This window comes from Streptomyces sp. NPDC056222 (genome assembly GCF_042264065.1).
In the GTDB taxonomy this organism is placed as follows: domain Bacteria; phylum Actinomycetota; class Actinomycetes; order Streptomycetales; family Streptomycetaceae; genus Streptomyces.
The window spans coordinates 21635-32176 of the sequence record NZ_JBHJTL010000087.1 but is presented as its reverse complement, the minus strand read 5'-3'; the positions used below and the strand labels follow the sequence as shown (position 1 = coordinate 32176).

The 10542-nt window shown below is 71.3% G+C and carries 10 protein-coding genes and 1 tRNA gene; 2 read left to right on the top strand and 9 right to left on the bottom strand.

Going from position 1 to position 10542, the window contains the following annotated elements; all coding sequences use genetic code 11:
* Positions 1-54: 54 nt before the first annotated feature.
* Complete coding sequence (locus ACFC0D_RS30335; protein ID WP_376442726.1) at positions 55-795, bottom strand: DUF4232 domain-containing protein; 741 nt, start codon at positions 793-795, stop codon at positions 55-57.
* A gap of 229 nt (positions 796-1024) precedes the next feature.
* On the opposite strand from ACFC0D_RS30335, the gene ACFC0D_RS30330 reads away from it, so the two are divergent.
* On the top strand, positions 1025-1558 hold the full coding sequence (locus ACFC0D_RS30330) for a hypothetical protein (protein ID WP_376442723.1): 534 nt from the start codon (positions 1025-1027) through the stop codon (positions 1556-1558).
* Positions 1559-1645: 87 nt separating this feature from the next.
* Here ACFC0D_RS30330 and ACFC0D_RS30325 read toward each other — a convergent pair.
* The 7 genes from ACFC0D_RS30325 to galU all read right to left on the bottom strand — a co-directional run bounded on the left by ACFC0D_RS30325 (position 1646) and on the right by galU (position 7038).
* Positions 1646-1719, bottom strand: a tRNA-Ala gene (locus ACFC0D_RS30325).
* A gap of 96 nt (positions 1720-1815) precedes the next feature.
* Entirely contained in the window at positions 1816-2877 is a 1062-nt protein-coding gene (glpR, locus tag ACFC0D_RS30320) for a gephyrin-like molybdotransferase receptor GlpR (RefSeq protein WP_376442720.1), read from the bottom strand.
* Positions 2878-3019: 142 nt separating this feature from the next.
* Positions 3020-3643, bottom strand: coding sequence for a GNAT family N-acetyltransferase (locus tag ACFC0D_RS30315; RefSeq protein ID WP_376442717.1), 624 nt, complete (start codon positions 3641-3643; stop codon positions 3020-3022).
* Positions 3640-4224 carry a molybdenum cofactor biosynthesis protein B gene (locus ACFC0D_RS30310; RefSeq protein WP_376442714.1) on the bottom strand — a complete coding sequence of 195 codons (585 nt, stop codon included), beginning with the start codon at positions 4222-4224 and terminating at the stop codon, positions 3640-3642. The genes ACFC0D_RS30315 and ACFC0D_RS30310 overlap by 4 nt, the downstream gene beginning before the upstream one ends.
* Positions 4221-4712: a cyclic pyranopterin monophosphate synthase MoaC gene (gene moaC / locus ACFC0D_RS30305; protein WP_329119549.1), complete on the bottom strand. Its 492-nt coding sequence runs from the start codon at positions 4710-4712 to the stop codon at positions 4221-4223. The genes ACFC0D_RS30310 and moaC overlap by 4 nt, the downstream gene beginning before the upstream one ends.
* A gap of 57 nt (positions 4713-4769) precedes the next feature.
* Positions 4770-6131 carry a gephyrin-like molybdotransferase Glp gene (gene glp / locus ACFC0D_RS30300; protein WP_376442711.1) on the bottom strand — a complete coding sequence of 454 codons (1362 nt, stop codon included), beginning with the start codon at positions 6129-6131 and terminating at the stop codon, positions 4770-4772.
* A 4-nt stretch (positions 6132-6135) separates the two neighbouring features.
* The gene (gene galU, locus ACFC0D_RS30295; RefSeq protein WP_376442708.1) at positions 6136-7038 is read right to left on the bottom strand and encodes a UTP--glucose-1-phosphate uridylyltransferase GalU; all 903 of its coding nucleotides are present in this window, start codon (positions 7036-7038) and stop codon (positions 6136-6138) included.
* Between the two features lie 55 nt (positions 7039-7093).
* Here galU and ACFC0D_RS30290 point away from each other — a divergent pair, with 55 nt between their 5' ends.
* Positions 7094-7738 (top strand): 5-formyltetrahydrofolate cyclo-ligase, encoded by a 645-nt coding sequence (locus tag ACFC0D_RS30290; protein ID WP_376442705.1) that lies wholly within the window; start codon positions 7094-7096, stop codon positions 7736-7738.
* A gap of 6 nt (positions 7739-7744) precedes the next feature.
* Here ACFC0D_RS30290 and ACFC0D_RS30285 read toward each other — a convergent pair whose 3' ends face one another.
* A complete protein-coding gene (locus ACFC0D_RS30285; RefSeq protein ID WP_376442703.1) occupies positions 7745-10495 on the bottom strand; it encodes a penicillin acylase family protein in 2751 nt (916 codons plus the stop codon).
* Positions 10496-10542 lie beyond the last annotated feature (47 nt).

The following is a 10542-nucleotide window of genomic DNA, read 5'->3' as shown; positions in this document are numbered from 1 at the left end:
CTGGGGGGGCCGCGCCGCCGCGGCCACCCTCGCCCACCGGGGAGTGCGGGGGGATCAGAACTCGTCGGCGCCGTTGCGCAGCTCGTGCGTCCAGTAGCCGGTCCTGGCGGCCGCGTCGTCGACGGCGATGCCGCCGGCGGGAGCCTTGACCACCTTGCTGCCCTCCGCCGGGCCGTCCTTGGCGAAGAGGTTCACGTTGAACGAGGTCACGGCGCGGTTCTCCTCGTCGACTCCGCCGTTGTTGATGCGCACGGCGGCGTAGGCCGGGGCGCCGGCGGAGAGGACGACGGGCGTGCCCGGCTTGCTCTTGGCGACGGACGGGACGTCCTTGGCCGTCTGGATGTCGCCGAACGCGATCAGCGGGTACTGGAGCAGGGTGCAGGAGCGGCCCGAGACGTTCGTGGCGGTCAGGGTGATGTGCGTGGTGGGTACGCCGTCCTGCTTGACCGCGGAGATCTTCACGTCGTTGGCGGTGCAGGCCGGGGTGCTGCCGTCGTTCTTCTTCTTGGCGCCGGTCTGTGCGGCGGACGTCGCCGCGCCCGACGTGTCCCCACCTGAGGTGCCGTTGCCGCCCGTGGTGCCGGTGCCGGTGCCGGTCTCCGTGGCTCCGGTGCCGCCCGTGGTGCCGGTGCCGCTCTCCGTGGCTCCGGTGCTGGGCGTGACCTGTGAGACGGACGCGGCGGCCTTCTTGTCCTTCGTACCGGCGTCGTCCGCCCCGCCGCAGGCGGTGAGTGCGAGGGCGAGTGCGGCGGTGGTGGCGGCAAGGACGGTGGTGCGGGTGCGGAAGGTACGCATGTGAACTCCCCGTAGGTGGTGGCCGACCGCCTCGTCCGGCGGCCTGGTCACCACCGTGCCGCCGCGGTCGCCACGGCCGCCAGCTCTCACCGCCGGTTCGGGACGCTGGGACGTTCCACCCCATCTGACCTGCGGGAACGCAGCAAGCCAGAACGCGGGATGGAACGTTGGGACGGCATCGCACCGCCGTCAGGGACCGGTTGTCAGCGGGTGCGTCTACGGTTCTGCCGTGCCGAACTCCTACACCACGCTGTGGACCAACGATCTGTGCCGGTACCTCGAGCGCTCCGGCTACGCCGGCCTGCGCCTGACGATGTTGTTCGGCGGCCCGCACCAGTCGCTGCCCAGCTTCGAGCGGGCAGGTGTGAAGCCCGGTGACACGATCTTTCCCGTCCGGGCCTTCCGCACCCGCCTGCACGTGCTGGGAGCCATGGAGGTGTCGCGGTTCATCCCGTACGAGGACGCGGGGACGGAGCTCGCCGACGAGGACTACGCGAAGCTTCTGGACTGGAGGGCGCTGAAGGCGGGCGGCGGGGTCACCGAAGTGCTGCTCGGGCCGCCCGGTTCTCCCCTCGCGTTCGACACGGTCGTCCCCGCCGATCTGTTGGGGCGGCTGACGTTCACGTCCCGCCGGGGCGAGCGCAGGCTCAAGCACGTCGAGGACGGGCGGCTGATGAGGTCGGCGAGCATTCAGGGCATCTACCGGCTCGCCGCCGACTCCGCCGCCGAGCTCCGGGAGCTCGTCCTGGACCGCAGTCGGTGATTCCTGCGCGCCCGCGGAAACGAAGCGCCCGGAAACGACGAGATCCCGCCCGATCTTTCGATCGGACGGGATCTCGTCCTGCGCTTGTGGACCTGTGGGGATTTGAACCCCAGACCCCCTCGATGCGAACGAGGTGCGCTACCAGACTGCGCCACAGGCCCTTGCGACGTGTGAAACATTAGCATCCCGATCGGGGTGCAAGGAAATCCGTTCCCCCGCAGGTCAGCCGAGGGGCCCGAAGGCCCCGCGGCCGAGGGTCATTCGTTGGCCGCGCGGGGGCGGTCGTCGTCCGCGTACTGGTCGAAGAGCGGCGTGCGGCCGTGGTCGCGCTGGCGGCGCGGCTGGTTCGTGCGCTGGCGGGGGGCGGGCGCCGGGGTCGGGGACGGTGCCGGGGTCGGGTCCGCCGCCGTGGAGGAGCGGGCCGAGCTCCAGGTCTCCGGGTCCGTGATGTCGACGCCGCTCGTCGCCCGCGGGGCGACCGGGGCGGTGACATAGGTGGGGAGCGGGACGGGGACGGGGTCCCAGCTGTCGCCGCGGGCCGGGCCGCGCTCGCGCTGCTGGTCCACCCATTCCGCGTGGTCCGTCTGCTCGACGAGCGCGCGACGGCCGGCCTCCTGCGGGGAGACCGAAGGTGCAGGTTCGGGTTCCGGGCGGGCGGGCTCCTCGTCGGCGTCCGGCACCGGCTGCCGTCGCTGCGGCCGGCTCTCGCGCAGGCGTGCCGCCGCCGCCTCGGCGCGGCGGCGGTCCATCACGTACACGAAGCGCCGGCGTTCCGTCGTGCGCAGATGCACGATGTACGCGCTCAGCAGCACCGCGGGGACCGCCGGGGCCCACAGGAACGCGAGGCCGCCGACCGCGGCGACGACCGCGCCGAGGGTGAAGGCGAGGAAGAGGACGACCGTGGTGCGTCGGCGCCGGGCGAGGACCTTGCCGCGGCGGGCGCGCTCGGCGGCCGCCTTGGAGGGCCTGCGCGCGGCGGCGGGTGCCGGGGCGGGTGCCGGTTCCGGGATCTCCAGGCGGGCTTCCGTCCTGGCCGCGGGCGCGGAGAAGGCCCGGACGTCGACCGAGCTGAGATGCTCCGTCTCGACGTCCGGGTCCGCGTCGGGCTCCGCGTCGTCCGCCCTACGGTCCCGGTCCTTCAGCTCCTTGGCGTATCGGCGCTCCATTCCCGCCCGTCCGGACAGGAGCCGGATGGCGGTGCTGAAGCGTTCCGTCGGACGGGCCTCGTTGAGCTCGTCCTGCCTGCGGAGCCACATCGGTACCAAGTAGGCGGCCCAGGCCCCGACGATGACTGCGTAGATGAGGCCGCTGCTGCTCACGCCTCACACCGTAGAGGGGTTCCGTTACGGGCATCGGCCAATTGGCCCGGTGTGTCGCACGATCTGGCTGATATCACTGAACTTTTTTGTGATTGTTCAGATCGATTGAGGATCAACTGCTGATTGAATTCGAACACTTATTTCATTGGGCGGGGTGGGAGGGACGTGCCAGGTGCCAGCGGCGAAGCAGCCCCTCGGGCACTTCCTCGGCGGTGAGCGCGAAGACGAGATGGTCCCGCCACGCCCCGTCGATGTGGAGGTAGCGCGGCCGGAGCCCTTCCTCCCGGAATCCCAATTTCTCCACGACCCGTCGCGAGGGGCCGTTCTCGGGCCGAATGCAGACTTCCATCCGGTGCAGTCCGACCGAACGGAAGCAGTGGTCCACGGCGAGCGCGACCGCCGTCGGCATGACGCCGCGGCCTGCCACCGCGCTGTCCACCCAGTAGCCGACATGGCCCGAGCACATCGAGCCCCAGGTGATCCCGGCCACGGTCAACTGACCGACGAGCTCGCCGCGGTACTCGATCACGAAGGGCAGCATGCGGCCGGCGTTGGCCTCGGCCCTCAGATGGCGGACCATCTGCCGGTACGTCGGCCGCTGCGCGACCGGACCGCCCGGGGCCGGCGGCGGAACCGTCGCCTCCCACGGGCGCAGCCAGTCGCGGTTGCGCCGGTTGACCTCGCGCCAGACCTTCTGGTCACGCATCTTTATCGGACGGAGCACGACGTCTCCGTCCGAGAGGACCACGGGCCAGGACGGGATCATGACGGTCTCGGGTGGTCGCCGCCGCGGACCTGGTCGACCGCGTGCCGCAGGAGCGGTTCCAGTACGGCGATGCCGTCGCGTACCCCGCCCGAGGAGCCCGGCAGGTTCACGATCACGGTCCCGCGCGCGACACCGGCGAGGCCCCGGGAGAGCGCGGCGGTCGGCACCTTCTCCCGGCCGTGGGCGCGGATCGCCTCGGGGATGCCGGGGATCTCGTGGTCGAGGACCCGGCGGGTGACGTCGGGGGTCCTGTCGGTGGGCGAGATGCCGGTGCCGCCGGTGGTGAGGATGACGTCGTACCCGGCCTCGACCCCGGCCCGGAGCGCGGCCTCGACCGGCGCGCCGTCCGGGACGACCTGCGGGCCGTCCACGGCGAAGCCCATGCGGGCCAGCCCTTCGGCGAGCAGCGGGCCGCCCCTGTCCTCGTAGACGCCGGCCGCCGCCCGGTTGGAGGCGGTGACGACGAGGGCGGAGTACGGGGCGTTGAGGGCGCTGCCGAGATCCGCGCCCGCCGCCGGGGCGGGCTCCTGGGCGGGCTCCTCGTGGGCGTGCGCCCCGGTCACCCGGCCACCGCGCGTCACGACTCGGCCCCTTCCCGGGTCCAGTCGCCCGACTTGCCGCCCGTCTTCTCCTCCACCCGTACGTCGGAGATGACCGCGCCCTTGTCGACCGCCTTGATCATGTCGACGACCGTCAGTGCGGCCACCGAGACCGCCGTCAGGGCCTCCATCTCCACGCCCGTGCGGTCCGTGGTCTTCACGGTCGCCAGGATCTCCACCGCGTCGTCCGCGACCGTGAGGTCGAGCGTCACGCCCGAGACGGCCAGCGGGTGGCAGAGCGGAATGAGGTCGGGGGTCTTCTTCGCGCCCATGATCCCTGCGATCCGGGCGGTGGCGAGCGCGTCGCCCTTCGGTACGCCCTCGCCCCGCAGCAGCTCGATCACGCGCGGCGAGACGAGGACGCGGCCACTGGCCCGTGCGGTCCGCGCCGTGACGTCCTTCGCGGAGACGTCGACCATGCGGGCCGCACCCGCCTCGTCGATGTGGGTGAGTCCTTGCTGCGTGCTCATGGCCGTGACACTCCCGGTCGCTGTGTGGGACGCCACGGTACCGCCACCAGCGCCTCCTCAGCCGAGGAGGACCACGTCCAGCTCGTGCCCGGGCTCCATGCCGGTGGCCTCTTCAGGGACGACGAGCAGGGCGTTCGCGTGCGCGAGCGCCGCGATCAGATGGGAGCCCGCTCCGCCCACCGGAGTGACGGTGCCGGACTCGGCGTCGTACGTCCCGCGCAGGAACTGGCGGCGGCCGGCCGGGGACGAGAGCGCCCTGTCGGCCTTGAGCACGGCGCGGACCCGGGGGCGGTGGAGATCTTCGAGGCCCATCAGGGCCCGGATCGCGGGCCGCACGAAGAGCTCGAAGGAGACGTACGAGGAGACCGGGTTGCCCGGCAGGGCTAGCAGCGGGGTGTGCTCGGGGCCGATCGTCCCGAAGCCCTGCGGCTTGCCCGGCTGCATGGCCAGCTTGCGGAAGTCGACCCGTCCGTCGGCGGTCAGCGTCTCCTTGACCACGTCGTACGCGCCCACGCTGACGCCGCCCGTGGTGACGAGCAGGTCGGCGCGGATCAGCTGGTCCTCGATGGTGGCCCGGAGCGTGTCGGCGTCGTCGGTGACGGCGCCGACCCGGTAGGCGATGGCGCCGGCGTCGCGTGCGGCGGCGGCCAGCGCGAAGCTGTTGGAGTCGTAGATCTGGCCCTCGCGCAACTCCTCGCCGGGCTGGACCAGTTCGCTGCCGGTGGAGAGCACGACGACGCGCGGGCGGGGGCGCACCCGCACCGTGGCGCGGCCGATCGCGGCGAGCAGCCCGATCTGGGGCGGTCCGAGGACCGTCCCGGCCTCCAGGGCCAGGTCACCGGCCTGGACGTCGCTGCCGCGTGCGCGGACGTGCGCGCGGGCCTCGGCGGGCCGGTGGACGCGGACCTCGCCGCCGGCGCCCTCGGGGGCGGCGCTGGCGGCGCGCATCCCGCTCGCCGCGCCCTCGCCCGTACCGCCGTCGGTCCATTCGACCGGGACGACGGCTTCGGCGCCGGGCGGCAGCGGGGCGCCTGTCATGATCCGGGCGGCCTGGCCGGGGCCGACGACGGGCAGGCCGTCGGCGCCGGCGGCCACGTCTCCGATGACGGTCAGGACGGCCGGGAACTCGTCGGTGGCACCGGCCACATCGGCGACCCGGACCGCGTAGCCGTCCATGGAGCTGTTGTCGAACGGGGGCAGTGCGACCGGCACCGTGACGTCCTCGACGAGGACGCAGCCCTGGGCCTCCGGCAGTTGCAGCTCGATGGGTTCGAGCGGGGAGACCGCCGCCAGGATGTCGTCGAGGTGCTCGTCCACCGACCACAGGTCGCGGGAGGGACCCGCGCAGGGATCGGCGGACGCTTCGCCGGACGGAACGCCGGGCAGATCGCCGGACTCCGGTGCCGCACTGCTGCTCAAGTGGCTACATCTCCTCGGTGACGTAACTGCGAAGCCAGGTCCGGAAGTCCGGGCCCAGGTCATCACGTTCGCACGCGAGTCTGACAATGGCACGGAGATAGTCGCCGCGGTCACCGGTGTCATAGCGCCGGCCCTTGAAGACCACACCGTGGACCGGGCCGCCGATCTTCTCGTCCTTGGCGAGCTTCTGCAGGGCGTCGGTCAGCTGGATCTCGCCGCCGCGGCCCGGCTCGGTCTCGCGGATTATCCCGAAGACGGCGGGGTCGAGGACGTAGCGGCCGATGATCGCGTAGTTGCTGGGCGCTTCGGCAGGGGACGGCTTCTCGACGAGGTCCGTCACCTTCACGACGTCCGAGTCGATGGTCGCCTCGACGGCGGCGCAGCCGTAGAGGTGGATCTGCGAGGGCTCGACCTCCATCAGCGCGATCACGCTGCCGCCCTCGCGCTCCTGGATCTCCACCATCCGGGAGAGCAGCGGGTCGCGCGGGTCGATGAGGTCGTCGCCGAGCAGGACGGCGAAGGGCTGGTCGCCGACGTGCGGGGCCGCGCAGAGCACGGCGTGTCCGAGACCGCGCGGGTCGCCCTGACGCACGTAGTGCATGGTCGCGAGGTCGTTGGACTCCTGGACCTTGGAGAGGCGCTCCGCGTCCCCCTTGCGGGTCAGCGCCTCCTCCAGCTCATAGTTCCGGTCGAAGTGGTCCTCGAGGGGACGCTTGTTACGACCGGTGATCATGAGGACGTCGGAGAGGCCGGCGGTGACCGCCTCCTCGACGACGTACTGGATCGCGGGCTTGTCGACGACCGGGAGCATCTCCTTCGGCGTGGCCTTGGTGGCCGGAAGGAAGCGCGTGCCGAGACCGGCGGCCGGGATGACAGCCTTGCTGATCCTGGTGGGGGACTGAGTCATGGGCGCATGATAGCTGTTCGATATGAGAGGAAGATGGGCCTCCCATTGGCTTCCCATGGGTAAAGAGGGATACGAGAGGTTCGTGACATCACGTGAGTTCCCTGTGACGGGCGATACGTCCGAAAAGACCGCCCTGCGTCGCCATCTGCTCGCCGCCCGCGCCCGGCTGACCATTCATGATGCCGAATCCACCGGCGAGCTGTTCGCCCGGGGTGCGCGAGAACTGGCCGAGTTGGCGGGGGCGTCGACCGTCGCCGCCTATGTGTCGGTCGGCCGCGAGCCGGGCACGCGCGCGTTGCTCGACGTCCTGCGCGAGCGGGGCGTCCGCGTCCTGCTGCCGGTGCTGCTCCCCGACAACGACCTGGACTGGGCCGCGTACGAGGGCGCGGAGAGCCTGGCGAAGGCGGGCCGGGGCCTGCTGGAGCCGACGGGGCCGCGGCTGGGTCCGGAGGCGGTGTGCGAGGCGGACGTGGTGCTGCTGCCCGGACTCGCGGTCGACGAGCGCGGGATGCGCCTGGGCAGGGGCGGCGGCTCGTACGACCGCGTGCTCGCCCGGCTCGCACGGGCGGACGCCCATCCGTCCCTGGTGGTGCTCCTCTACGCGAACGAGGTGGTCGCCCGGGTCCCTGAGGAACCGCACGACCACCCCGTGCACGCGGTGGTGACCCCGGAGGGGGTCAGGCGCTTCGAGCGCCCCTGAAGCCTGCTACGGCTTCAGGATCAGCGTCTCCTTCGTCGAGGCGTCGACCGCCGCCTTGCCGAAGGACCAGCCGAGCAGCTCGCCCTTGACCCACGCGTCGGTCTGGTCGGTGTAGTGCGAGTGGTACGCGTGCCCCGAGGCGCCGGACAGGTTGATCCAGCGCGACCTGTCCCAGTCGCCGACGTTGACGACCATCCGCATCGACGGGACCCAGACGACGTCGTAGCCGCCGGCCGCGTTCCAGCCGGTCGCGTTCACCGCCGCCTCGCCGCCGCCCAGGTTCCAGGGGCCGCGGTTGAGCAGCGACTGGATGAAGCCCGGTCCTGCGGTGCCGAGGGTCTGGTTCTTCAGGGTCAGCTGGTGCAGCCGGCCCCAGCTCCAGGTGGAGACGTCCTTGCCGAGCTTGGCGGTCAGCTCCCAGCGGGCGTCCTCCATGGCGCGGGCGAGCAGCTGGTCACGGTTCTCGGTGGCCTGGTCGGTGCGGTTGGCCTCGGTCTTCCACCACGTGCTGTTCTCCTGCTTGAGGAGCGGGCGGACCACCTCGTACCAGCGGTCGCCGCCGTCCGGCTGCGCCGTGTCGCCGTCGCGCTCGCCGCACTCCCGTACCCGCTTGTTCTGCTCGTCGACCGGGAGGCCGGTGGAGTCGGCGGGGCGGACGTTGATGCAGTCGCCCTCGGCCCGCAGCTCCTTGGGCAGCTTGTCGCCGAAGGCGAGCTTGAGCACGTTGCGCCAGACCGCGTTGAAGTACGCGGCGGCGGCCGAGTCGGGCTCCTGGGTGTAGTCCCAGCCCTCCAGCAGCTTCTGCGCCTCGCGGACGTAGGGGTCCGAGATGTCGATCTTCAGCAGGAGCGGGTTGAGGAGGGTCGCGATCTCGCTGCGGTTGTCCATCTGCATGGTCCGCATGTCGTCCGGCGAGATCTTGCCGCCGTCCTTGGTCTTCGACTCGATGAGGTCGTTGATCCGCTGGCTGCGCGAGCCGTAACCCCAGTCCTCCGTAAGGAGGTAGGGGTACTTGTCGGCGTCGACGACGGCCTGGTTGGCGGTGACGATGTAGCCGCGCTCGGGGTTCTCCTCGTACGGCAGCTTGTCGTACGGGATGTAGCCCTTCCACCGGTACGAGGAGTCCCAGCCGGGCGCGGGCACGGTGCCGCTGTGTCCCTCGGCGCGGACCGGGATCTTGCCGGGCGCCTGGTAGCCGATGTTCTCGGCGTCGGCGTAGATCAGGTTCTGGGAGGGGACCTCGAAGTGCTCGGCCGCGGCGCGGAACTGCTTGAAGTTCTGGGCGCGGTTGAGCTCGAAGATCGCGTCCATGGACTTGCCGGGCTGCAGGGCCGTCCACCGGAGGGAGACGGCGTAGCCGGTGCCGCGGTCCGGGGCGGCGTTGCCGACGGGGGCCTTCTGGCCGACCTTCTCCAGGTCCGAGGAGCGGTCGGAGACGAGCGGGCCGTTGCCGGTCGAGCGGATCGTGATCTTCCGGCTGCCGCCGCCCGCGATCTTGATGACCTCGTCGCGGGTCGTGAACGGCTTGATCCTGCCGTCGACCAGGTAGCCCGTGTCGCCGACCTTCTCCAGATAGAGGTCCGTGACGTCGGCGCCGAGGTTGGTGAGGCCCCAGGCGATGGTGTCGTTGTGGCCGATGATCACGCCGGGCGTACCGGAGAAGGTGTAGCCGGCGACGTCGTAGCGGCAGGTCGCCGAGACGGAGCGGCAGTGCAGGCCCATCTGGTACCAGAGGGACGGCAGCATCGGCGCGAGGTGCGGGTCGTTGGCGAGCAGCGGCTTGCCGGAGGTCGTGTACTGCCCGGAGACGACCCAGGAGTTCGAACCGATGCCGTTGCCGTTGGGACCGAGCAGCGCGGGGATCTCGTCGAGGGCGTCGGAGAGCGCGCCGAGCTGGGACTGCATCCCCTCCAGGGCGCCGTTCGCGCCGCCGCTCGTCGAGCTGTCGGAGCCGGTGCCGTCGGTGGATCCCTGGGCGCCGGTGCCGGTGGTCGCGTCGTCGGCGTCGTTGCCGCCGCCCTTGCCCGCGCCCTCGACGATCGGCTGGTGCAGGTCGTACGGGTACTGCGGGTACAGCTCCTTGATCTGCGCGGCGCTGAGCCGGCTCGTCATCAGGGAGCGGTCGATCTCGTCCTGCATGTTGCCGCGCAGGTCCCAGGCCATCGCCTTGAGCCAGGCCACCGAGTCGACGGGGGTCCAGGGCTCGATCTCGTAGTCGCCGGCGAACGCCAGTGCCGCGTACTCGACCGAGACGTCCGAGGGGTCCCGGTCCTTGAGATAGGCGTTGACGCCCTCGGCGTAGGCCTGGAGATTCTTCTTCGTCTCCGCCGACAGGACCTTGTCGTACTCCTGCTGGGCAACCTGCCGCCAGCCCAGGGTGCGCAGGAAGGCGTCGGTGTCGACCTGGTCCTTGCCGAACATCTCGGACAGCCGGCCCGACGTCATGTGACGGCGGACGTCCATCTCGTAGAAGCGGTCCTGGGCCTGGACGTAGCCCTGGGCGCGGAAGAGGTCGGCCTCGGTGTCCGCGTAGATCTGCGGGACCCCGTAGGCGTCGCGCTTGACCTCGACCTGGCCGGAGAGCCTGTCGAGCCGGAGTTCGCCCGTGGTCTGCGGGAACGAGGCCCGGACAGTGCTGACGCCCCAGTACCCGCCGTAGCCGACGCCCGCCACCAGTGCGAGGACCAGGACGAGGACGATCAGGCGGGCACGTCGCCCCTTCTTCTTGGCGGGAGGCGCGGTCGTGTTGGAGGGCATCTCTGTCCTTCGAGGGGCAGGGTGGTCCTGGAGTACGGGAGCAACCT

Coding starts and splice junctions, on each gene's coding strand:
- ACFC0D_RS30335 (WP_376442726.1), bottom strand. CDS start 795: ATGCGTACCTTCCGCACCCGCACCACCGTCCTTGCCGCCACCACCGCC.
- ACFC0D_RS30315 (WP_376442717.1), bottom strand. CDS start 3,643: ATGATCCCGTCCTGGCCCGTGGTCCTCTCGGACGGAGACGTCGTGCTC.
- moaC (WP_329119549.1), bottom strand. CDS start 4,712: ATGAGCACGCAGCAAGGACTCACCCACATCGACGAGGCGGGTGCGGCC.
- galU (WP_376442708.1), bottom strand. CDS start 7,038: ATGACTCAGTCCCCCACCAGGATCAGCAAGGCTGTCATCCCGGCCGCC.
- ACFC0D_RS30290 (WP_376442705.1), top strand. CDS start 7,094: ATGGGTAAAGAGGGATACGAGAGGTTCGTGACATCACGTGAGTTCCCT.
- ACFC0D_RS30285 (WP_376442703.1), bottom strand. CDS start 10,495: ATGCCCTCCAACACGACCGCGCCTCCCGCCAAGAAGAAGGGGCGACGT.